Origin of the sequence: Allobosea caraganae, assembly GCF_003351345.1 — a bacterium.
In the GTDB taxonomy this organism is placed as follows: Bacteria; Pseudomonadota; Alphaproteobacteria; order Rhizobiales; family Beijerinckiaceae; genus Allobosea; species Allobosea caraganae.
Genome location: NZ_QQTO01000021.1, coordinates 151,345 through 174,683, shown reverse-complemented (window position 1 = coordinate 174,683; position 23,339 = coordinate 151,345). Strand labels below are relative to the sequence as shown.

At 67.5% G+C, this 23,339-nt stretch carries 18 protein-coding genes; 16 read left to right on the top strand and 2 right to left on the bottom strand.

Features of this window, described 5'->3' with window-relative positions; genetic code table 11:
- Window positions 1-14: 14 nt before the first annotated feature.
- The 9 genes from DWF00_RS15055 to DWF00_RS15015 all read left to right on the top strand — a co-directional run bounded on the left by DWF00_RS15055 (window position 15) and on the right by DWF00_RS15015 (window position 13,420).
- Window positions 15-1,547 carry an ABC transporter substrate-binding protein gene (locus tag DWF00_RS15055; RefSeq protein ID WP_114829546.1) on the top strand — a complete coding sequence of 511 codons (1,533 nt, stop codon included), beginning with the start codon at window positions 15-17 and terminating at the stop codon, window positions 1,545-1,547.
- Window positions 1,544-2,500: an ABC transporter permease gene (locus DWF00_RS15050; RefSeq protein WP_114829547.1), complete on the top strand. Its 957-nt coding sequence runs from the start codon at window positions 1,544-1,546 to the stop codon at window positions 2,498-2,500. The genes DWF00_RS15055 and DWF00_RS15050 overlap by 4 nt, the downstream gene beginning before the upstream one ends.
- Entirely contained in the window at window positions 2,497-3,306 is an 810-nt protein-coding gene (locus DWF00_RS15045) for an ABC transporter permease (protein ID WP_114829548.1), read from the top strand. The genes DWF00_RS15050 and DWF00_RS15045 overlap by 4 nt, the downstream gene beginning before the upstream one ends.
- 84 nt (window positions 3,307-3,390) lie before the next feature.
- The gene (locus DWF00_RS15040; protein ID WP_245973951.1) at window positions 3,391-4,215 is read left to right on the top strand and encodes a creatininase family protein; all 825 of its coding nucleotides are present in this window, start codon (window positions 3,391-3,393) and stop codon (window positions 4,213-4,215) included.
- A gap of 395 nt (window positions 4,216-4,610) precedes the next feature.
- Window positions 4,611-6,215, top strand: a complete 1,605-nt coding sequence (gene ggt / locus DWF00_RS15035) for a gamma-glutamyltransferase (RefSeq protein WP_114829603.1) — start codon at window positions 4,611-4,613, stop codon at window positions 6,213-6,215.
- 23 nt (window positions 6,216-6,238) lie between these two features.
- Window positions 6,239-7,204 (top strand): 2-hydroxyacid dehydrogenase, encoded by a 966-nt coding sequence (locus tag DWF00_RS15030; protein WP_114829549.1) that lies wholly within the window; start codon window positions 6,239-6,241, stop codon window positions 7,202-7,204.
- A gap of 326 nt (window positions 7,205-7,530) precedes the next feature.
- Window positions 7,531-9,258 (top strand): type I secretion system permease/ATPase, encoded by a 1,728-nt coding sequence (locus DWF00_RS15025; RefSeq protein ID WP_114829550.1) that lies wholly within the window; start codon window positions 7,531-7,533, stop codon window positions 9,256-9,258.
- A complete protein-coding gene (locus DWF00_RS15020; protein WP_114829551.1) occupies window positions 9,255-10,577 on the top strand; it encodes an HlyD family type I secretion periplasmic adaptor subunit in 1,323 nt (440 codons plus the stop codon). The genes DWF00_RS15025 and DWF00_RS15020 overlap by 4 nt, the downstream gene beginning before the upstream one ends.
- A 329-nt stretch (window positions 10,578-10,906) precedes the next feature.
- Complete coding sequence (locus DWF00_RS15015) at window positions 10,907-13,420, top strand: hypothetical protein (RefSeq protein ID WP_114829552.1); 2,514 nt, start codon at window positions 10,907-10,909, stop codon at window positions 13,418-13,420.
- A gap of 554 nt (window positions 13,421-13,974) precedes the next feature.
- Here DWF00_RS15015 and gcvA read toward each other — a convergent pair.
- Window positions 13,975-14,973 (bottom strand): transcriptional regulator GcvA, encoded by a 999-nt coding sequence (gcvA, locus tag DWF00_RS15010; protein WP_114829553.1) that lies wholly within the window; start codon window positions 14,971-14,973, stop codon window positions 13,975-13,977.
- Window positions 14,974-15,143: 170 nt separating this feature from the next.
- Here gcvA and speB point away from each other — a divergent pair, with 170 nt between their 5' ends.
- From speB to DWF00_RS14975, 7 genes are read left to right on the top strand one after another with little or no spacing between them, the layout of a single operon-like run.
- A complete protein-coding gene (gene speB / locus DWF00_RS15005) occupies window positions 15,144-16,250 on the top strand; it encodes an agmatinase (protein WP_114829554.1) in 1,107 nt (368 codons plus the stop codon).
- 4 nt (window positions 16,251-16,254) lie between these two features.
- Entirely contained in the window at window positions 16,255-17,439 is a 1,185-nt protein-coding gene (locus DWF00_RS15000; protein WP_181832660.1) for an acyl-CoA dehydrogenase family protein, read from the top strand.
- 52 nt (window positions 17,440-17,491) lie between these two features.
- Complete coding sequence (locus DWF00_RS14995) at window positions 17,492-18,637, top strand: ABC transporter ATP-binding protein (RefSeq protein ID WP_210207888.1); 1,146 nt, start codon at window positions 17,492-17,494, stop codon at window positions 18,635-18,637.
- Between the two features lie 16 nt (window positions 18,638-18,653).
- Window positions 18,654-19,559: an ABC transporter permease gene (locus tag DWF00_RS14990; RefSeq protein ID WP_114829556.1), complete on the top strand. Its 906-nt coding sequence runs from the start codon at window positions 18,654-18,656 to the stop codon at window positions 19,557-19,559.
- Window positions 19,556-20,344, top strand: a complete 789-nt coding sequence (locus DWF00_RS14985; RefSeq protein ID WP_114829557.1) for an ABC transporter permease — start codon at window positions 19,556-19,558, stop codon at window positions 20,342-20,344. The genes DWF00_RS14990 and DWF00_RS14985 overlap by 4 nt, the downstream gene beginning before the upstream one ends.
- Window positions 20,345-20,350: 6 nt before the next feature.
- Window positions 20,351-21,775 carry an amidohydrolase family protein gene (locus DWF00_RS14980; protein ID WP_114829558.1) on the top strand — a complete coding sequence of 475 codons (1,425 nt, stop codon included), beginning with the start codon at window positions 20,351-20,353 and terminating at the stop codon, window positions 21,773-21,775.
- Window positions 21,772-22,326 (top strand): flavin reductase family protein, encoded by a 555-nt coding sequence (locus DWF00_RS14975; protein ID WP_114829559.1) that lies wholly within the window; start codon window positions 21,772-21,774, stop codon window positions 22,324-22,326. Before DWF00_RS14980 ends, DWF00_RS14975 begins: the two co-directional genes overlap by 4 nt.
- On the opposite strand, the gene DWF00_RS14970 is transcribed toward DWF00_RS14975, so the two are convergent.
- On the bottom strand, window positions 22,290-23,183 hold the full coding sequence (locus DWF00_RS14970; protein ID WP_181832661.1) for a DMT family transporter: 894 nt from the start codon (window positions 23,181-23,183) through the stop codon (window positions 22,290-22,292). The two genes, DWF00_RS14975 and DWF00_RS14970, sit on opposite strands and share 37 nt — an antisense overlap.
- Between the last annotated feature and the right edge of the window lie 156 nt (window positions 23,184-23,339).

Here is a 23,339-nt window from a genome sequence, read left to right as displayed (position 1 = left end):
GGGAGCATCAGCCGATGACGATCTCACGCCGCACCGTTCTCGGAGCAGGTCTTGCAGCGCCGTTGCTGACCACGGGGCTCCTCTCCCGGCCAGCCTTGGCCCAGCGCGCCAACGGCATCATTCGCTACGGCCTCTCGGCCTTCCCGCCCAATCTCCAGCCCTGGGTCAGCACCGGCGCCTCGGCCGGCACGGTCAAGATGCTGATCAACCGCAGCCTCGTCGGCTATGGCCCCAATGGCGAGCTGCGCGGCGAGCTGGCGGAATCCTGGTCGATCGACGGCGACGGCGCCTGGGTCTTCAAGCTGCGCCAGGGCTGCCTCTTCCATAACGGCGAGCCGGTCACCGCCGAGGACGTGAAGTGGTCGATCGAGCAGATCGCCGGCGAGAAGTCGACCGCCTACATGCGCGCCCAGTTCCAGGGCGTGGAGCGCATCGAGATCCCCGATCCGCGCACCATCCGCCTCGTCACCAAGCAGCCGGAGGCGACGTTGCCGACCTGGTTCGGCAACTACAACACCTTCATCATCTGGCGGAAATCGGCTGCGAACGAGCCGATCGGCGCCGGCCCCTTCCGGCTCACCGGCCAGGAGCGTGGCACCTCGCTCGACCTCGTCGCCTTCGACAAGTTCTACAAGCCCGGCTTCCCCAAGCTGAAGGGCATCAAGTTCATCGTCTATGCCGACGAGAACCTGCGCAATGCCGCGCTCGTCTCGGGCGATGTCGACATGATCGAATACGTGCCCTGGCAGTCGATGGCGGCCGTCGAGGCCGATCCGCGCCTCAAGCTCGACTCGGTCGAGGGGCCGTTCATGGACGTGCTGTTCAACGGCACCAAGCCGCCCTTCAACGACCCGCGCGTGCGCCGCGCCGTCGCCCATGCGATCAAGCGCGACGATATCGTCAAGGCCGCCTTCTTCGGCCGCGGCAAGTCGCTCGAAGGCCTGCCCATCGTCGAGGGCACGCCCTGGTACGACAACGAGCTGGCGCATGGCTGGAACTACGACCCCGCCCGCGCCAAGGCCTTGCTCGCCGAGGCCGGCTTCGCCAACGGCTTCCAGACGACGCTGCTCGCCACCGCGCAGTTCGGCATGCACAAGGACACCGCGGAAGTGGTGCAGCAGCACCTGGCCGCGGTCGGCATCCAGTGCGAGCTGCAGCTGCCGGATTGGTCGACCCGCGTCAGCCGCGGCTCGCGCGGCCAGTACGACATGGCCATCCACGGCGTCTCCGCCGACAATAACGACCCGGACGGGCTGACCGTGGTGCTCGACACCACGCTCTCGCCGAGCCATGGCCGCTCCTTCAAGGTCGACGCTCCCCGCACCATCGCAGCGCTCGCCAAGGGCCGCGCCGAGTTCGACCAGGCCAAGCGCGTCGCCATCTACAAGGACATGCAGCGCGCGGCGCTGGAGGAGGTGCCGCTCGTCGGCCTGGCCTGGCGCTCGCAGGGCTATGGCATGGACAAGGGCGTCAAGGGCTTCACCAACCTGCCGGGAGCGCTGACGACATCGTCCGGCTGCATGCTCGAGGAAACCTTCTTCGGATGAATGCGGCCTGGCTCGCGCACCGCGTTGCGACCGCGCTGGTCCTGGCCTGGATCGTCGCGACGATCGTCTTCCTGGCGCTGCACATGGTGCCGGGCGATCCGGCTGAGCTGCTGCTCTCGACCGGCGGCATCTCGCCCGACCCCGCCTCGGTCGCCGAGCTGCGCGAGAAGCTCGGGCTCGACCGGCCGATCCTGGTGCAATACGGCGCCTTCCTGAGCGGGCTGCTCCGGGCCGACCTCGGCAACTCGCTGGTCGACGACTATCCGGTCCTGAGCGAGATCGCGCTGCGGCTGCCGCGCACGCTCGAGCTCATCTTCGCCGGGACGCTGCTTGCGATCGTCGTCGGCGTGCCGGCCGGGGTCTATGCCGCGCTGCATCGCGGCGGCACCTTCGACAAGGTCGCGTCGGGCGTCACCGCCCTGCTGCTGGCCGTCCCCGTCTTCGTCGTCGGCACGCTGCTTGTACTGATCTTCGCCCAGACGCTCAGGCTGATGCCGGCCGGCGGCTTTGCCCCGCTGACGCAGGACCCCGTCCTGCACCTCAAGCTCCTGACCCTGCCGGCCATCGCCATCGGCAAGGGGCTCGCCGCCGTGCTGTTCCGGATGACGCGGGCCGCGATGCTCGACGCGCTGGCGAACGACTATGTCCGCACCGCCCGCGCCAAGGGGCTCGCGCCGGGCCGCGTGCTCTTCGTCCACGTGCTGCGCAACGCGCTGAACCCGGTCATCACCGTGCTCGGCCTGCACATGGGCACGTTGCTCGGCGGCACCGTGCTGGTCGAATACGTCTTCAACTGGCCAGGCTTGTCGACGCCGCTGCTGCGCGCGGTCGAGGGTCGCGACTACCCGATGGTCGTCGGCATCGTCCTGACCATCTCCGTGCTCTTCCTGCTGATCAACCTGATCGTCGAATTCCTCCATGCCACGCTCGATCCGCGGGTCAGCGCGTCATGAAGCGGCTCTGGCTCCCGGGCGCTCTCGTCGCCCTGATCATCCTCGCCGCGCTCGCCGCCCCTCTGTTCGGCCTGCCCGATCCGGTTCGGCAGGACATCGCCCGCCGCCTCTCCGGCCCGATGCCGGGCGCCTGGCTCGGCCGCGACGAGTTCGGTCGCGACGTGCTCTCGCGCCTGATCTGGGGTGCGCGCACCAGCCTCGGCGTCGCCTTCGCCGCGGCGCTGGTGGCAGGCGTCGCCGGCATCCTGCTCGGGCTGATCGGCGGCTGGTCGCGCGGCGTCGTCGCCTTCCTTTCGGTGCGCAGCATGGACGTCATCCTGTGCTTTCCGCCGGTGCTGCTGGCGCTGCTCGTCGTGACCCTGCTCGGCCCGGGCGCGGCGACGCTGATCCTGGTGCTCTCGGTGCTCTATTTGCCGGGCTTCGCGCGGGTGACCTATGCCGAGGTCCGGGCAGTGCGCGGGCGCGACTATGTCGAGGCGACGCGGGCGCTCGGCGCCTCGACCTGGTACATGCTGCTGCGCACGGTGCTGCCCAACATCGCCGGGCCGGTCTTGGTGCAATTGTCGCTCACCGTCGCCGCCGCCGTGGTCATCGAGAGCGGCCTGTCCTTCCTCGGCCTCGGCGTGGTCCCGCCGTCCCCGTCCTGGGGCCTGATGATCCGCGGCGCGCGCGCCACCATGGAGCAGGCGCCGCTGCTGCTGCTCTGGCCCTGCGCCGCCCTGACCCTGACCATCCTGGCGATGAACCTGCTCTGCGACGCCCTGCGCGACGCGGTCGACCCACGCACCACGGAGGCGGCCAAATGAAGCCCGCAGCCGCGCCACCCGTTTTCCGCAGGGCAGGCCGCTGAGCCTGTCCCAATCCTGTAACCAACCACCAGGAAACGACCCATGGCCACCAAGACCGACCCGCTCGTCCATATGGGCACCATCACCGGCGGCGAGGCGCGCAAGCTCCTCGACGAGAACCCGGTCATCCTGCTGCCGATGGGCAGCCATGAGGATCAGGGCCCGCATGCCCCGATGGGCGACTACCTGCTGGCCGAGAAGATCGCCGAGCTGACCGCCATCCGCGCCTCGAAGGCCGGCGTGCGCACGCTGGTCGCGCCCGTCCTGCCCTTCGGCGGTGCCGACTGGTTCGGCTCGATGAAGGGCGGCATCGCGATCTCGCAGGCGACGCTGACCACGGTCATCGCCGAGATGGTCGATTCGCTGCACCGCAACGGCCTGACCCGCCTCATCGTGATCAACGGCCATGGCGGCAATGTCGGGCCGATCGCCGAGGTCGCGCGCGAACTCTACCTGCGCGAGCAGATCGTGCTGCCGAGCCTCTATCTCTGGCGCATCGGCTACGGCCTGCTGCCCGGCATCCTTGGCGCCGAGAAAGCCGCCGCGGTCGCGGGCCACGGCGCCGATCCGCTGACCAGCATCGGCCTGCATCTCTTCCCCGAGCTGATCCGCAAGGACCTGATCCCGGACGGCAAGCCGCTGAAGCGCGATCCGATCCTCGACCTGCAATTCACCGGGCTGGGCACCGCGAGCTTCGAGGGCGCCGAGGTGGCGATGCCCAACGAATACGACGAGACCTATAATTTCGGTGTCGCCAAGGGCGATCCCCGGCTGTGCTCGGCCGAGACCGGCGCGGCGCTGACCGAGAAGCTGACCGATATCTGCGCCCGCTTCGTCGCGCATTTCGCCGGCAAGGTCGAAGCCTGAGAGGTCGGTTCCGAGTGGCCGGTCTGAAATGCCTTATGCGATTTCAAGGATGTCTCATCCGGCTCAAACGCGCCGTCATCCCGGACGCAGCGAAGCGGAGCTCCGGGATCCATCGTAGGGAACCGCGCTCTACGATGGATCCCGGGACTGCGCTGCGCTTGCCCGGGATGACGGCACCGTTGTGTTCAACTCTCAAACCGTTGAAATCATCGCTTTCTTTATCGGTCAGACACTGAGGAGAGTCCGCGAGACGATCGCCGCCCCTCCAGCACGACCAAGATGGCGCCCCACGCCATGAAGCAGATCAATCGAGGCAACCTGTGAACTCCGCCCCCCTCCCGCCCCGCGTCGCCGAATTCACCTGCGAGAAGCGGCCCGCCACCGGCTCGCGCGGCATGGTTGTCACCAACCATCCCCTCGCCTCGGCGGCGGGCTCGCAGATGCTGCTCGCCGGCGGCAATGCCGTCGACGCGGCCGTCGCCTCGCTCTTCGCCCTGACGGTGGTCGAGCCGATGATGGTCGGCATCCTCGGCGGCGGCGTCGCCCATATCCGCATGGCCGATGGCCGCCATGTCGTGCTCGATGGGCTCTCGACCGCGCCGGCCAAAGCCAGTGCCACGATGTACGAGCCGCTCTCGCACGAGATCGGCAAGGCGCGCGACGTGCGCGACCGGCTCAACCTGATCGGCCCCAAGGCTGTCGCGGTGCCGGGCGCGCTCGCCGGCTGGTGCGAGGCGCTGGCGCGCTTCGGCACCTTGCCGCTTGCCGAGGTCCTGCAGCCCGCCATCGCGCTGGCCGAGCGCGGCTTCATCGTCAGCCCCTACCTCTCCGCCTGCATCGCCGACCACATCGCCGACCTCGCGCGTGATCCCGGCCTCGCCGCGCTGTTCCTGCCCGCCGGCCAGCCGCTCGCCACTGGGGCCCGGCTGGTGCAGGCCGATTATGCCCGAAGCCTGAAGCTGATCGCCGCGAACGGCCCGGCCGCCCTTTATGGCGGCCCGCTCGGCGAGGCGCTGGCGCACTTCATGGCGGAGAATGGCGGCCTGATCGATCAGGCCGATCTCGCGGCCTACAAGGTCGCGGAGCGCGAGCCGGTGCGCGGCCTCTATCGCGGCTACGAGATCGTCGGCCCGCCGCCGCCCTCCTCGTCGGGCGTGCATATCGTCCAGATGCTCAACATCCTCGAGGGCTACGATATCGGCGCGCTCGGCTTCGGCTCGGCCGATGCCGTTCACCTGCTGGCGGAAGCGCTGAAGATCGCCTTCGCCGACCGGGCGGTGGCAACGGCCGATCCGGCCTTCATCAAGGTCCCGGTCGAGCAACTCATCGACAAGGCCTATGCGCGCGAGCGCCGCGCCCAGATCGAGATGGGGCAGGCCAAGCGCTGGGCCGCCGGGATATCGGGCGGGGAATCGGCCGATACCACCCATGTCACGGTGGCCGACTCAGCCGGCAATGTCGTGGCGACGACGCAGACGATCAACGGCCTGTTCGGCGCCTGCACCCAGATCCCCGGCACCGGGATGATCGCCAACAACTACATGTTCAACTTCGATCCGCATCCCGGCCGCGCACTCTCGATCGCGCCCGGCAAGCGCGTCTTCACCTCGATGGCGCCGATGATGGCCCTGCGCGACGGCAAGCTCGCCTTCGCGCTCGGCCTGCCCGGCGCGCTGCGCATCTTCCCCTCGGCCCTGCAGGCGATCGTCAACCTGATCGACCACGGCATGAGCCTGCAGGAGGCGGTCGAGGCGCCGCGCGTCTGGACCGAGGGCGGCGCGCTCGAACTGGAGGCGGCGATCCCCGACGCCGTGGCCGCGGAACTCGCCGCGCGCGGCCACGTCATCGCCCGCGTCCAGCGCGTCGCCGGCGGCATGAACGCCATCGCCTTCAACCCGGACGGCACGCTGACCGGCGCGGCCTGCTGGCGCGCCGATGGCACGCCGGTTGCGATCTCCGGCGGGCTGGCGCGTGCCGGCGTCAGCTTCTCGACCAATTGACCCTTCAAGACACTGGACCGGACATGACTGAGACCATCGTCGTTCTCGACCCGATGACGCCGGAGCGCGCCGACAAGCTGCGCGCCCTGCTGCCGCCCGGCATGGCGCTCACTCATGGCACCGCGCGCGGCGACGAGCACCTGAAGGAGATCATCGAGCACGCAGACTACGCCATCGCCGGCCAGGTCGGCGTCTCCGGCGACGTGCTGCGCGCCGCCAGGAAGCTGAAGCTGCTGCATAAATGGGGCGTCGGCATCGATAATCTCGACGTCGAGACGGCCCGCTCGCTCGGCATCAGGGTCGCGCGCACCACGGGCAGCAACGCGATACCGGTCGCGGAGTTCACGCTCGGGCTGATGCTCTCGGCGCTGCGCTTCATCTCCTATGGCCATGCCGAGCTGAAGCAGGGCGAGTGGCGCGGCGGGCGGCTGCCGGGCGAGACCTTCATGCTCTCCGGCAAGACCGTCGGCATCGTCGGCTTCGGCGCCATCGGCATGAACGTCGCCAGGCTGCTCCAGGGCTTCGGCTGCAAGATCCTCTACTCGAAGCGCCAGCCGCTCGACGCCGGCGAGGAGGCCGCGCTCGGCGTCAGGCACGCCTCGCTGCCCGACCTGCTGGCGCAGTCCGACATCGTCTCGCTGCATTGCCCGCTGACGCCCGAAACCGCCAACATGATCGACAAGGCCGCCTTCGCCGCGATGAAGAAGACAGCGGTTCTGATCAACGTCGCGCGCGGCGGCGTCGTAGTCGAGCCCGACCTGGTCGATGCCCTGCGCTCCGGCGAGATCCACGCCGCCGCGATGGACGTGTTCTCGGTCGAGCCGCTGCCGGCCGACAGCCCGCTGCTCACGCTCGACAACCTCGTAGTGACGCCGCATCTGGCGGCGATCGCCGCCGACAACTTCGCCAAGACGGTGAACCAGATGTTCGGCAACATCCTCTGCGTCTCGCGCGGCGAGGCCGTGCCGGCGCGTGACCTCGTCGCCTGATCCGGCGCCGTGCGGTCAGGCAGCCCGACCGGCGATCTCTACCGAAAGCCGACGCTCGGCTTGGCCCGCGCCCGGCTCCAAGCTGAAGCTTGCAAGCCTGCCCGCGAAGGAGCCGGCCGGGCGCGCATTCACTTCGAGCTGATGATTTAGAGCTTCGCCTGATCACATCAGCCAAACGGGAAAGCTCAGCGGACTACTCCGCAAGAAAGCAGAAAAGTAGCTGGCTCAAGTATTGCATACCTCACTTTCTTGCTGTGAACGATCGCGGGATCGCCTACAGTTCCGGCACCGCGCCGGGCCTTGTCGCAAGGGAGCTGTAGCGTGAGATGAGCAACGCGCCGCGAAATGGCGAATCCCGGGAGGTCTGGCAGGCCCTGCGCGCCTGCGGCCCGTGGTTCGGCGGCGTCGCGATCTTCTCCGGCCTGGTCAACATCCTCTACCTGACCGGCTCGCTCTACATGCTGCAGGTCTACGACCGCGTCCTGACCAGCAGGTCCGTCGCGACGCTCATTGCCCTGTCCGCGATCGTATTGGCCGCCTTCCTGCTGCAAGGCGCGCTCGATGGCCTGCGCTCGCGCATGCTGGCGCGGATCGGCGCGCGCTTCGACCAGTTGCTGGCGCCGCGCGTCTACCAGGCCGTGGCCGAATTTCCGCTCCGCGGGCTGCGCGGCAGCGAGGCGACGACCGCGATACGCGACCTCGACCAGATCCGCGGCTTCCTCTCCGGGCTGGGGCCGACGGCCCTGTTCGACATGCCGTTCATGCCGATCTTCCTGGTCGTCAGCTTCCTGCTGCACCCCTGGCTCGGCTGGCTGGCGGTGGGGGGCGCGCTGGTCATCGTCGCGCTCGCCCTGCTCACCGAGCAGCGCAGCCGGGCGCCCGCGCAGGCGCTGGCCGAGATCGGCGCGCGGCGCGCGGAGCTGATCGAGACCACGAAGCGCAATGCCGAGGCCATGGCCGCGCTCGGCATGCGCCAGGCCTTCCTCGAACGCTACACCGCAATCAGCCAACGCCATGTCAGCGAGACCTTGCGCGCCAGCGATGTCGTCGGCGGCATCGGCGCCTTCGCCAAGGTGTTCCGGCTGGTCCTGCAATCGGCCGCGCTCGGGCTCGGCGCCTATCTCGCCATCCACGGCGAGATCTCCTCCGGCACGATCATCGCCGGATCGATCCTGACTGCGCGCGCGCTCGCGCCGATCGAGACCGCAGTCGCCCACTGGAAGGGCTTCGTCGCCGCGCGCCAGGGCTATCACCGGCTGGCGCGCAGCCTCGCGCAGGTCCCGCCACGCGAGCAGCGGCTGCCGCTGCCGGCGCCTGTGCGGGAGCTGTTGGCGGACACCGTCTTCGTCGCGCCTCCTGGACAGGCCAGGCCGGTCGTGAGCGGGGCCTTCCTGCGCATGGCCGCAGGCGATGCCGTCGGCATCATCGGCCCCACCGGCTCGGGCAAGTCGACCTTGGCGCGCGCGCTGGTCGGCGTCTGGCCGGCATTGAAGGGCAGCGTCCGCATCGATGGCGCCGCCCTCGACCAATGGGGCGAGCATCTCGGCCGGCATGTCGGCTACCTCCCGCAGGACGTCGAGCTCTTCGACGGAACGATCGCGCAGAACATCGCCCGGTTCGACGCCGCGCCCCAACCCGGCGCGATCATCGCGGCCGCCAGCGCCGCCGCCGCGCATGAGCTCATCCTCGGCCTGCCCCAGGGCTACGAGACGCCGATCGGCGAGGCCGGTGCCGCCCTCTCCGGCGGCCAGCGCCAGCGGATCGCGCTGGCGCGCGCGCTCTATGGCGATCCCTTCATCGTCGTGCTCGACGAGCCCAACGCCAATCTCGACAGCGAAGGCGACGAGGCGCTCAACGCGGCGATCCGCGCCGTCAGGGCGCGCGGCGGCGTCGCGGTCATCATTACCCATCGGCCCTCGGCGCTGGTCGCCGTCAATCTGGTCGCGATCCTGAAGGACGGGCAGATCGCCGCCTTCGGCCCGCGCGACGAGGTGCTGCACAGCTTGATCCAGCCTGCCATCGGGACGCGCCCGGCCCGCGCGCTGCCGGCATGAGCGCTGCCAACCTCATCACCGCCAGGCCAGACTATGTCGGCTCCCTGCGCCGACAGCAGCGCATCGGCCTCACCGTGATCGCGGTCTTCGCCGGCGCGCTCGGCCTCTGGTCGGCGACGACGACCCTGCAAGGCGCGGTCGCCGCCTCCGGCAACTTCGTCGTCGCCAGCGACGTCAAGAAGGTGCAGCATCCCAGCGGCGGCGTCGTCGGCGAGCTTCTCGTCCGCGAGGGCCAGCGCGTCGAGGCCGGGGACATCCTGCTGCGGCTCGACGAGACCGTGGCGCGCGCGAACTACCAGATCGTCTCCAAGCAGCTCGACGAATTCGCCGTCCGCACGCTCCGGCTTGAGGCCGAGCGCGACGGCGCGCAGGCGCTCCAGGTCACACCCGAACTCGAAGCGCGCCGGGACGAGCCCGCGATCACCCGGCTGATCGCGGCGGAGACGCGGCTGTTCGAGGTCCGGCGCGGCGCGCGCGACGGCCAGCGCGCGCAACTGCGCAAGCGGGTGATGCAGTTGCGCGACGAGATCACCGGACTCAGGTCGCAGCAGGCGGCGAAGGAGCGCGAGGCCGCCATCATCGCCGTCGAGCTCGTCGGCGTCGAGGACCTGTACAAGCGCAACCTGATCCAGCTGACGCGCCTGAGCACGCTGCAGCGCGAGCAGGCCAGCATCGAGGGGCAGCGCGGCCAGCTGATCGCCGGCGCCGCGCAATCCGAAGGCAAGATCGCCGAAACCGAGCTGCAGATCATCCAGATCGACGAGGACCAGCGCGCCGAGGCGATGAAGGAGCTGCGCGAGATCCAGGGACGCGAGGGCGAGTTGGTCGAGCGGCGCTCGGCGGCGCAGGACCAACTCAGGCGCATCGACCTGCGCGCGCCGAGCAGCGGCATCGTCCACCAACTTGCCGTGCACACGGTCGGCGGCGTGCTCCAGCCCGGCGAGCCGGCCATGCTGATCGTGCCGCGCGAGGACGACCTTCAGCTCGAGATCAGGGTCTCGCCGACCGATATCGACCAGATCAACCTCGACCAGACGGTGCGGGTCAAGGTGCAGGCCGGCAACCAGTCCAGCAATCCCGAGCTCGTCGGCACCGTGCTGCGCGAGAGCCCGGACATCACCCGCGACGAGCGCCAGGGCACGGCCTACTACATCGTCCGGGTCGCGCTGCCGCGCAGCGAGGTCGCGCGGCTCGCGCCACTGCGCGTCATCGCCGGCATGCAGGCGGAAGCCTTCATCGAGACCGAGGCGAGGACGCCGATCGCCTTCTTGCTGAAGCCGATCAGCACCCAGCTCGGCCGAACTTTTCGCGAGCGCTGAACGCCATTCGCGAAAGATCATAAAGCTTACCCAAAGAAAAGTTGGCTTAACATTTGCTTAATCAACATCGCGGTGTGTTGGTGGGGCTAGTCATGACTCAAGCAGTAGCGGCAGTGTGCTCCCGCACACTGGAAATTGTCGTCGCCGAAAACGCCGACGGAGTCGAGATCGTCAGCTTCTACAACGAGGTGAAGCAACTCGTTTCAGCCGATATAGAAATCGATAAGACCTTTGGAGCAGATGGGGAATTGCTCTCGAAATGTGCAATCACCATCGTCGATGGCATAACGCTTAAGCAGATATATGACGGAGCCGGAAATCTGGTCTCGATGACGGCCGTCGCTGCGGACGGAACGCCAGTCGACGTTGCCGTGACCAAGGCCGGCAAGACGACGACTTCGAGCTTCGATGCGAGCGGCGCGCTGACCCATTCGGTCGCGAGCGTTACGCATGGCAACGTCGTGACGAAGGAGTTCTTCGACGCGGGCGGCCTGCGCACCGGCGCCGAGGTCGTGACGACGGGCGCCGGCAAGGTCACGACCGAGCATTACGACGCGAACTGGACCCTGCTCTCCGCCCATCGCGAAACCCATACGGCCACGACCAATGCCGTCGAGGATTTCGACGCCAACTGGGTCCTGGTCTCCGCCCATGTCGAGACGGTCAGCGCCGACGGCCTGCGCCGCTCGGTCGAGGACCTTGGCCCCGGCGGCATCGTCAAATCCGCGACGGTCGTCACCACCAGCGGCGGCCGCACCGTGACCGAGCATTTCGGCGAGAACCGCGTCCTGCTCTCGGGCGAGGTGGTGACGAAGACGGCCGATACCGTCACGACGGAACACTACGACGCCGCGTGGAAGCTGACATCGGCGCATCGTGAGATCACGACCAGCGGCAAGACCTCGATCGAAGAGTACGACCAGAACTGGAAGCTGCTCTCCGCCCATGTCGAGACCCGCACGGCGACGCGCATCGCGATCGAGGATTACGGCCCGGACTGGCTGCTGAAATCCGGCACCGTCACCACGATCTCGGGCAGCAAGACCACGGTCGAGCATCTCGGAGCCGGGCGAGTGCTCCTCTCGGCGGAAACCTTCGTCGTCAGCGGCGACACGACGACGATCACCCATCTCGACGGCAAGTTGAAGACCCTCTCCGGCGAGAAGGTCACCGTCACCGGCGACGTCACCACGACGAAGTTCTACGACGCGGCCTGGAAGCTGCTCGGCTCGGAGAAGGTGAGCAAGATCGGCACGGTCACGCTGACCCAGAGCTTCGACGCCGCGAACAAGCAGACCGCGGTCCACGCCTTCGACGCGACGGGCATCGCCGCGACAGCGGTCCTGACCGCCGGCGACAAGGTCACGACCCTGAGCTTCGCCCTGGACGGGACGCTCGACCACTCGCTCGTCGCGATCACGAGCGGCAACGTCACCAAGACCGAATATCTCGACGCCAAGGGCGTCCGGCAATGGGCGGAGACGAAGACGATCGGGACCGACCAGGTCACCGTCGAGCATTATGACGGCAGCTGGAAGCTGCTCTCAGCCCATCGCGAGATCAGCACGGCGACCAAGACCTCGGTCGAGGACTACGACCAGAACTGGAAGCTCGTCTCGGCCCATGTCGAGACCCACACCGCCAACCGCACCACCGTTGAGGAGTATGGCGCCAACTGGCATCCGCTCTCGGCGGTGATCGTCGAGACCAGCGGCGACCGGACGGTCACGACCTATCGCGGCGACGGCAACGTCACGCTCTCCGGCACGGTGGTGACCACCGGCCCCGGCTCGGTCACGACCGAGCATTATGACGGCACCTGGACGCTGCTCTCGGCGCATCGCGAGATCCACAGCGACGCCAAGACCTCGATCGAGGAGTACGACGCCAATTGGGTGCTGGTCTCGGCCCATGTCGAGACCAACAGCCCGACGCGCCACGCGGTCGAGGAATACGGCGCGAACTGGCATCCGCTCTCGGCCACGGTGGTCGAGATCAGCGGCAACCGCACGGTGACCGAGCATCGCGGCGACGGCAACGTCACGCTCTCCGGCACCGTCGTCACCACCGCCGACGGACAGGTCACGACCGAGCAATATGACGGCAACTGGACCCTGCTCTCCGCTCATCGCGAGATCCACACCGAAGGCAAGGACTCCGTCGCCGACTACGACGCGAACTGGGCGCTGGTCTCGGCCCATGTCGAGACCGTCTCGGCCGACGGCTCGCGCACGGCGGTCGAGGATTACGGCCCGGGCTGGGTGCTCAAGTCCGGCACGATCGTCACCACCAGCGACGAGCGCACCGTCACCGAACATCGCGGCGAGGGCGGCATCCCCCTCTCGGCAACCGTCGTGACCAACACGCCGGGCCAGACGCTCACCGAGAACTACGACGGCGACTGGAATCTTGTCTCAGCCGTCAAGCAGACCCAGTCCGACAGCCGCACGACCACGTCGAGCTATGACGGCAACTGGACCCTGCTCTCCGAGCACGTCGAGACGCATACCGGCGCGCGCATCAGCGTCGAGGATTACGGCCCGGGCAAGGCCCTGATCTCGGCCCATGTCGAAACCATCGGCGAAAGCCGCATCGTGATCGAGGATTTCAGCTTCAACTGGCACCTGGAACACGCCCAGGTCATCACCAAGGATGCCGGCAAGACCACCTACGAGACCTATGACGGCGACTGGCACCTGACCGACGCCAAGGTCGTCATCCAGGACGGCGATGCGACGATCATCCGCGACTACGACGCGCATTGGCAATTGCAGCATGAGGAGCAGGTGCTGCACGAGGCGGACGGCACGGTCACGCAGCACGCAAGCTGGCTGTTGTATTAGGGCATCGGATCGAAAAGTGGAATCCGATTTCCGGAATAATCCGATGCAATAACAAAGACTTAGATCGCCTTGCGTCCGATAGGACGCACGGCGATCTAGGGTTGAGATCGGGCCTCGCATTGGGCGGCGGACCAGCAAGCTTGCTGCCCATCGTTGCCGCCCCGGTCCTCGAAAGCGGCCGCTGACGACGCGGTACCGAGCGAACCAGTCTGGGGAGCATAGTTCATCAATTTTCCGCGGGATGTTTGGCCCGCGGCATTGAGGAGTCTTGGCGGGAGTGCATCTCGATCACCAGCGGAACTGAATGAAGAGCACCGTAAATTTCGGGCTCACGAGGATTTCAACTTCGAAAGCAACTTGATCGTCCGGCGGTGTGTGCCGGCCCGAATTGGTGATGCAGAGATGCGGTTTCCGCCAGTCCAAAACCGAGGCGGCACAGGATTCCATCTCAGCCCCTGTTTGGCTGCTACCGCCCGGATTGGGTTGGCCATGAGATATTCTAAATCAGCAGTCCGCCGCCAAGCGCTCATCGCCCATAAGAAAAACTCACAGCGTTACTTTGCCTCTGCCGGCACGATGCCGTGGTGCAAGCCGCCCCTCTCCGCCAGCGCCACACGCACCTCGGCCAATTCCGTTCCCGCAAGATCCGCATCCACCCACTCGATGAATGCCTGCACCAGAGGCGTCGATCTAATCTCGTTGCGGCAGATCAGGAAGAAGGCGTCGGTCGCCGGGACGGTGATATCCAGCGGCACGACGAGCCGGCCGCTCGCCAGTGGCTCGCGCACGGTCACGCTGTCGCCCAGCGCGATGCCGTTCCCGTACATCGCGGCAGTAATTGCCAGATTGGCGTCGGACATGAAGTGCTGGCGCGCCTGCGACAGCACGTTGGTGGCTCCGGACGCCGCGAACCAGCGGCTCCACTCGCGCCCGGCGTCGCCGTGCAGGATCACTTGCTGCGCGAGGTCCTGGACATCGTGCAGATGGGCGGTTTTCAGCAATCTCGGGCTGCAGACCGGGAAAAGGTTGATGGTGGTCAACTCGCGGACCCAAACTCCGCTCCAGCTTCCGTCGCCATAGTGAATGCAAAGGTCGATGGCGGTCGAACTCACGTCGGCGGGATTGTTCGATGACGAAACGCGCAATCGAATGCCCGGAAACTGAGCCGAAAATGTCGCAATTCTAGGCAAAAGCCAGAATGACAGCAGCGCTGGAACGCAACTGATCGTCAGGTCGCCCTCCATCGAGGTCCGTCGCAGCCGGTTCGTAGCCTCCGCGATCGTCTCGAACGCCTGGCTGATCGAGGGCAGCAGCGCCGAGCCCTGGGCGGAAAGCCTGAGACGCGCGCCTTCGCGGTAGAACAGCTTCACGTCGAGCGTGGTTTCGAGCGCCCTGATCTGATGGCTGATGGCGCTATGAGTCACGTAGAGCTCGTTCGCAGCCTTGGTGACGGAAAGATGCCGAGCCGTGGCTTCGAATGCGCGCAAAGGGTTGAGCGGCGGAAGTCTGGGTGCCATGGCGCCGTTACCTTTCCTCACATCGCCGAGCAGCATTTATCAATTGCGCTGTCGTGAGCGATCTCAAAATACTGCACCTCGGAAGGCCTGAGATACTGCGACTAACCGATCCGAGCCGCTTCTGCGTTCGGATTGACGGCCCGGTGCCAGGCGCGTTTCCGCCTTCGCTTCAGCCTGCACGGCATGAAGCATGCCAAGAGGTCGGCATGGACCATTCGAACCTGGAACGCTTGCGCCGGAAGTACACGGGCGCCCATGGCGGCGAGCTGTTCGACCCGCGGTTCCGCAAGGTTGCGGACCGCATCTTCGACAAGTCCGGCACCCGCAGCCTGCCGTTCTCGGGCATTCCCACCTTCCTGTCGCTGCCCCACAAGCCGATCGACATGGCCGCTCCGGATTTGGGCGATCTCCAGGTCGCGTTGCTCGGCATCCCGATGGATCTTGGCGTGACCAATCGCAACGGCTCGCGCTTCGGGCCGCGCGCGCTGCGGACGATCGAGCGGATCGGTCCTTATAACGATGCACTCGGTTGCACGCCCGGCGCCGAGTTGCGCGTGGCCGATATCGGCGACGTTCCCTTCCGCAGCCGCTACGACCTCGCCATGGCTCATGCCGATATCGAGGCTTGCCTCAGCCGCATCGTCGCGGCGGGCGTGATACCCGTTTCGATCGGCGGCGATCACTCGATCAGCTATTCGATCCTGCGAGCCATCGGCCGGGACCGCCCCGTCGGCATGATCCATATCGATGCCCATTGCGACACCGGCGGCCTCTATGACCATACCAAGTTCCACCACGGCGGCCCGTTCCGCAACGCGGTGCTGGACGGCGTGCTCGACCCGCAGCGCACCATCCAGATCGGCATTCGCGGCGCCGCCGAATACCTCTGGGAGTTCTCGGCCGATAGCGGCATGACCGTGATCCATGCCAATGCCGTGACGCGTCTGGGCACTGACGCGATCGTGGCCAAGGCCCGCGAGGTCGTCGGCGACGGCCCGGTCTATCTCTCCTTCGACATCGATAGCCTCGATCCCGCCTTCGCGCCGGGCACGGGCACGCCCGAGATCGGCGGCCTGACGACGCGTGAGGCGCTGGCGCTTATCCGCGGCATGAAGGGGCTCGACCTGATCGGCGCGGATGTCGTCGAGGTGGCGCCCCAGTACGACGCCACGACCAACACAGCCCATGCCGGAGCGCAGATGCTCTTCGAGATCCTGTCGCTGATGTGCTTCAGCCCTTCGGTCATCGGCAGGGATGTCGAAGCCGTTTCGGCTGAGGCTGTCGAGGCCGCACTCGCACAGCTGGCGGAGTGAGGCGATGACCTTGAACAAGCCAGAGAAACTGATCACCGAGTCTCCGGTAGACCGCGCCATCCGGCTTGCGCCGATGGCCGCCGCCGCCGCGCCGGAGAGCGAACGGCTGAGGCGCCTGGCACAGCCACTCGTCGATGCGCTGGTCGAGGCCGGGCTGTTCCGGCTGCTTATGCCCGCCTCCGTCGGTGGCGAGGAGGTATCGCCGACAACCTTCCTCTCCGTGCTTGAGGTTATGGCCAATGCCGACGCCAGCACGGCCTGGTGCCTGTCGCAGACTTCGGTCTGCTCGACTGCGGCCGCATCGCTGAAGCTCGAGGTCGCCCGGGAGATCTTCGCCGATCCGGGCGCGATCCTCGCCTCCGGCTTCGGTGGCGGGCAGGCCCTGCTGGTGAGCGGCGGCCATCTCATCTCGGGAAACTGGTCGTTCGGCAGCGGCAGCCGCCACGCCACCTGGCTCGCCGGCTCCTGCACGCTCTGCGATGCCGGCGGCACGCCGCTGCGCAATGCCAACGGCCAACCGATGGCGCGGATGATGCTGTTTCCCCAGGGGATGGCGACCTTCTCCGAGACCTGGGAGGTCATGGGCCTCAAGGGTACCGGCAGCGACAGCTACGCGGTCTCCGAACTTTTCGTGCCGGAAAGCCATTCGTTCCAGTTCGGAGCGCTGGCTCAGCCGCATGCCCGCAGCCCGCTCTACGCCTTGCCGCCGGACTCGCTCTGGGCCGGCGGCTTCGGCAGCGCCTCGCTCGGCGTCGCCCAGGGCATGCTCGACGCGCTCATTGCGCTGGCCCAGGAGAAGACGGTCCGCGGCCAGAAGCGGCCCCTCTCTGAATCCCCGGTGGTGCAGGCGCTGGTGGCGGAGGCGGATGCCCGGCTGCGCGCCGCCCGGATGTTACTTCACGGCACGTTTTCGGAGGTGTGGGCGGCGATGCAGTCAAGCGGCACGATCGACCTCGCCCAGCGCGTGTCGATCCGGCTCGCCGCCAGCCACGCCATCCAGGAAGCCAAGACGGTGGTCGAGCAGTGCTACCACGCTGCCGGCACCAGTGCAGTCTTCACCTCGGCTCCGTTCGAGCGGCGCTTCCGCGACATGCACATGATCTCGCAGCACCTGCATGGCCGCCGAGCGCATTTCGAGACGGTCGGCCAGTTCATGCTGGGTTTGAGCCCGGACGTGGTCTTCCTGTGAGACCGGCTCTGGCGTGGCACTTGCTTGAGACAGCAGGGAAGCGAGGTCGCAGTTGAACTTCACGCATGCCGTCCGGGATGTGTTCGATCGCCCCGTCCGCCGCCTGGCCAGCGCGGGGCAACCGGCGCTCGCCGGTGCGATCTCGGTCGAGAACCTGACCAAGACCTATGGCAACGCCGTTGCCATCCGCGACGTCTCGCTTGCCATCGGCAGCGGTCAGTTCGTCACGCTGCTCGGCCCGTCGGGCTCGGGCAAGACGACCGTGCTGATGTCGATCGCGGGCTTCGTCTCACCGACCGCAGGCGAGATCAGGCTCAATGGCGAGCCGATCAACCACCTGCCCCCCGACCGGCGTGAATTCGGCATGGTCTTCCAGGGCTACGCCCTGTTCCCGCATCTGACAGTCGCACAGAACGTCGCCTTCCCGCTGCGGGTCAGGCATCGGCCGCGCACGGAGATTGAAGACTCAGTCCGGCGCGCGCTGGAGATGGTCCAGCTCGAGCGCTTCGCCGACCGGCTGCCGCGGCAGCTCTCGGGCGGGCAGCAGCAGCGGGCAGCGCTGGCACGGGCGCTCGTCTTCGAGCCGAGCGTCGTGCTCCTCGACGAGCCGCTGAGCGCGCTCGACAAGAACCTCCGGCACGACCTGCAGGCCGAGCTGAAAGATCTTCACAGCCGCGTCGGCCTGACCTTCATCTATGTCACGCATGACCAGCAGGAGGCGCTGGCGATGTCGGACGAGATCGCGATCCTGTCGGAAGGGCGGCTGGTGCAGATGGGCACGCCCGAGACGCTCTACGAACGCCCGGCCACGCGCTTCGTCGCCGGCTTCCTGGGGCAGAGCAACTTCATCTCGGGCACGGTCGAGCAGGCCCGGCGCGATGCCTTCGCCTATCGCGCCGGAGCGACCCTGCTGAGCCAGTCGGGCGGCCCGCAACAGCGCGACGGGGACAGCGTCACGGTCACCATCAGGCCGGAGAAGATCCGGATCCTGACCGAAGCCGAGACCGCGGATAACCGGCTCGAAAGCCGGATCGCCAGCTTCAGCTATCATGGCGGCCACTACCACCTGCAGGTCGATGTCGAGCATGTCGGGCGCATCGTGCTCGACGCTCCGACTTGGCGCCGCGAGGCGCCGTCCATCGGTCAGTCGATCACCATCGGCTGGGACGAGGACGCCTCGGTCGTGGTTGCGTCGTGAGCCGGCGGAACGCCCGATGAGCGCCCTGCAGGACGCCGCTTCCCCGGGCTATCTGGACCGCGCCCCCAGCCAGCTCCGGCGCCGGCGTTTCCAACTCGGCGACAACGCCGCCTTCTACGTGCTGATCGCCCCGGCGACGGTGCTGCTCCTGACCTTCTACCTCTATCCGCTGCTCCAGGTCTTCTGGATCAGCTTCACCGAGCCGAAGCCCGGCTTCGGCAACTACGCGCTGCTGCTGAGCCCGTCGGTGACGCGGGTCGCGCTGACGACGCTGCGCATCTGCGTCATCACGACCGTCATCACCGTCGTGCTCGCCTATCTCGTCGCCTACTGCTGGGTCCATGCCGGCCCGCGGGCGCAACGCGTCATGCTGCTCGGGATCATCCTGCCGCTCTGGGTCTCGGCGCTCGTGCGGGCCTTCGCCTGGATCACGCTGCTCAGGCGCGACGGCCTGATCAATTCGGCCCTTGCCGGGGCCGGCCTGATCGATGCCCCCCTGCCCCTGCTCTGGAACGAGTTCGGCGTGGTCGTCGGCCTGGTGCACTACATGCTGCCCTACGGCATCCTGCCGCTGGCGGCGAGCCTGCGCAGCATCGACGGCTCGCTGATGCTGGCGGCGCGGGGCCTCGGCGCCACACGCGGCCAGACGTTCAGCATGGTCTACCTGCCGCTCAGCATTCCCGGCATCGTCGCCTCCGCGATCCTCGTGTTCATCTTCTCCCTCGGCTTCTACATCACGCCGGCGCTGCTCGGCGGCGGGCGCAGCATGATGATCACCGAATACATCAGCATCCAGATCATCGAGGTGCTGCGCTGGGGGCTCGGCACCACGCTTGCGGTGACGCTGGTCATGATCATCGCGCTGCTGCTGGCGGTCGTCTCGCGCGTGCTCGACCTGCGCAAGCTGTTCGGTGCGAAATGAGCGATGCCGCGCTGACGCCGACCGCCCCGACCCGCATCGCGTCCTGGGTCGTGATCTGCTTCCTGCTACTGCCGCTGCTGGTCATCGTGCCGATCTCGCTGACCGACCAGGACTACTTGTCGATGCCGGTCGACGGCATCTCGCTCCGGCACTACGCCAACCTGTTCACCAGCCGCGAATGGCTCTGGAGCTTCACCCAGAGCCTGATCATCGCCTCGATCTCGACGCTGCTCGCGGTCAGCCTCGGGACGCTCTGCGCGATCGGCTGCTGGCGGCTCGGCAACCGCATCAGCGAGGCCGTGCGCCTGCTGATGCTGCTGCCGATGATCGTGCCGACCATCGTCTACGTCCTCGGCTTCTACCGCCTGCTCGTCGACCTGAAGCTGCTCGGCACCTATCTCGGCGTGATCATCTCCCATGTCGTGACGGGGATCCCCTACGTCGTCGTGATCGTCTCGACGGCGCTGGCGAGCTTCGACCTGCGCTACGATCAGGCGGCGCGCAGCCTGGGCGCGACCATGTCCCAGTCGATCCGGCTGGTGCTGCTGCCCAACATCAAGGCCGCCGTGGCATCGAGCGCGATCTTCGCCTTCATCCATAGCTGGGACGAACTGCTGATCGTGCTGTTCATCGCCGGCCGCTCGATCTTCACCCTGCCGCGCCGGATCTGGGACGGCATCAACGACAAGCTCGACCCGACCATGGCCGCCGTCGCGACGATGCTGCTGCTGATCTCCGCCGCGCTGCTCTTCCTCGATCTCGCCCTGCGCAAACGCGAAAGCTAACCGGCCATGCAACGTCTTCTCGTGACCGGCGGGACGGTCGTCACCATGGATCCGGGCCTCAGCGACCTCGCCCGGGGTGACGTGCTGATCGAGGACGGCCGCATCGTCGAGGTTGCGCCGAAGATCGCTTGCGCCGACGCCGAGCGGATCGAGGCTGCCGGCTGCATCGTCATGCCGGGCCTGGTCAACGCCCATCTCCACACCTGGCAGACGCCGCTGCGCGGCATCGGCGGGGACTGGGCCGGCTCGGACTATGACGACATCCTGCACTCGCGCCTGGCGCCACGCTACACGCCGCAGGACCTCCACGACGCGACCCTGTTCGGCGCGCTGGCGCAGCTCGATTCCGGCACCACCACGGTGTTCGACTGGTGCCACAACAACCCGACACCGGACCATACCGACGCCGCCGTCGAGGCGCTCGCTGCAGCCGGTATCCGCGCCGTGTTCGGGCATGGCTCGGCCAAGCCGCCGCCGGCGCCGGGCGCGCCGCATTTCTCCACTGTCGCGCATGGCTGGGACGAGATCCGCCGCCTGCGCCAGGGCCGGTTTGCCAGCGACGACAATCTGGCCACGCTCGCCGCCTGCATCCTCGGCCCTGATTACGGCACGCTCGACGTCTGCCGGACCGATTTCACTGAGGCGCGCGCGCTGGCGATCCCGACCAGCGCCCATGTCTGGGGCCAGAGCGGCCGGCTGGTTCAGGACGGCTATCGCCAGCTGGCGGCGGAAGGGCTGATCCCGCCGGGGCACAACGTCGTCCACGGCAACTATCTCGCCGACGACGAGCTCGACCTGCTGATCGACGCCGGCGCGAGCTTCACCTCCGCCCCCACGGTGGAACTGCGCAACCACGCCCGCGAGCCGCTCTCCGTCCGCCTGCGCCGGCGCGGCCTCGTGCCCTCGATCGGCGTCGATTGCGAGGCCCTCGCCTGCGACCGCATGCTCGACGCGCTGCGCTTCACCTTGCAGGCGCACCGGCTGTTCAACAACCAGGCGGCGATCCGGGAGATGACGCGGGCCGGCGCTCCCGCCCCCGATGCGGCGGGCTCGGTCGTCCGGCAGGTGTCGCTGACGACGCGCGAGGTTCTGGAATGGGGCACGATCGGCAATGCCCGCGCGCTCGGCCTCGCCGACCGCATCGGCTCGCTTACGCCGGGCAAGCAGGCCGACCTGCTGATCGTCCGCATCGACGGCGCCCATGTCATGCCGGCGAGCGATCCGGCGCAGGTCATGATCCAGCTGGCCCAGAACAGCGATATCGACACCGTCCTGGTTGCCGGGCAGATCGTGAAACGCGGCGGCCGTCTGTCGCATCCCGGCCTTGACCGCGCCCGGGCGAACGCCGCGGCCCTGGCGGAACGCCTGTTCGCGACCTTGCCGGCGGAACTGCGAGCCCGCTGCGCGCTCGCACCGGCGCAAGCCGCATGACCTCCGACGCCGCGACGATCGCTGCGGCAGAGGCTTCGGCATCGTTCAAGCACGCCATGCGCCGGCTGGCCTCGGGAGTCTGCCTCGTCACCACGCATGAAAGCGGGCTCGACCATGGCTTCGTCGCGTCGGCCGTGACCTCCGTCTCGGCTGAGCCGCCAACCTTGCTCGTCTGCATCAACCGCACGGCGACGAGCCACGACCCGCTGCTGCGGGCCGGCATCTTCTGCGTCAATGTCCTGACGCAGGCCCATGAGGACCTCGCCCGGCGCTTCAGCCGGCCGGAAGACCGGCATCTGCGCTTTGCCGACCGGAACTGGATCCGCCTAATCAGCGGCGCGCCGGTGCTGGAGGATGGGCTGGCGGGTTTCGACTGTCAGGTTGAACGCACGGTATCGGTGGCGACCCATACGATCGTCATCGGCCATGTCGTCGCGACGCGGACGGCGGGACCGGTCGAGCCCATGGTCTATATCGACGGGCGCTTCACCGCCGCGGCCTCGCGCGGCGGCTTTCACCCTGCCTTCGACTTCGATCGCGGCTGGGGTTGAAGACTGCCGGCCGGCGCCGGCGCAATGGTCCCGCGCAGGAAGCGGCGCTCGCGGCGATAGATGTAGCTCATGGCGGCGATGATGATCGCCGCGCCGATCATGACGTTCCACTCCGGCGGGCGCAGCCAGATCAACAGGTCGAGGCCGATCGCCCATAGCAGCGAGGCGTATTTGAACGGCGAGACGGTCGCCGCGTCGGCGAAGCGCAGGGCCTCGATCATGCAGTAGAGCGCGGTCATGTGGGCCGCGGTCATCATTGCCAGCAGCATGGCCTCTTGGAGGGTCGGCATGACGAAGCGGCCCTGCGACCAGACGAGGCCCACAATCATCGTCACGACCGAGGAATGCAGCATGGTCGTGATCGAGGAATCGGTCTGCGCCAGGCGGCGCGTGAGGATGTCCCGCAAGGCCGAGAAAGCTGCCGCTGCCAGTGGCAGCAGGGCATAGAGCGTCATGCCGCCGGAACCAGGATCGAGCACCAGCATCACACCGGCGAAGCCCGCGACGACCGCCAGCATCCGAAAGCCGTCGAGGCGCTCACCCAGCAGCACGGGTGCGAGCACGGAGACGAAGAGCGGATTGGCGAAGGACAGCGTCGTCGCGATCGACAGCGGCAGGTGCATCAGGCCGACGACGAAGGTGATCAGGCTCAAGGCGTTGAGCCCGGCGCGCAGGAGTTGGCGGCCGCGATTGGCAACGGCAAGCCGTGGGCTGCCCCTCCGCATCGCGAGAGCCAGCACCACGACGATGGCGGCGAAGGCCTGGATGCTGACGATCTGCCCCGCCGGCAGCTTGGCCACGAGGAGCTTCGTCAGCGCGTCGTTGATCGTGATCAGGAAGGAACTGACCAACGTCAAGATAATGCCGATCGCTGGACTCGTGGTCATCGCAACTTCCGCGGCCAAGTGCAGGACGAGCACTGCACATCAGCGGACTACGCTGGAAGCAGGCCCGAATCTTGCGAGTAATCCTCACAGGGAGAGCGACATATTATCATTTGCTGCGATGCGACA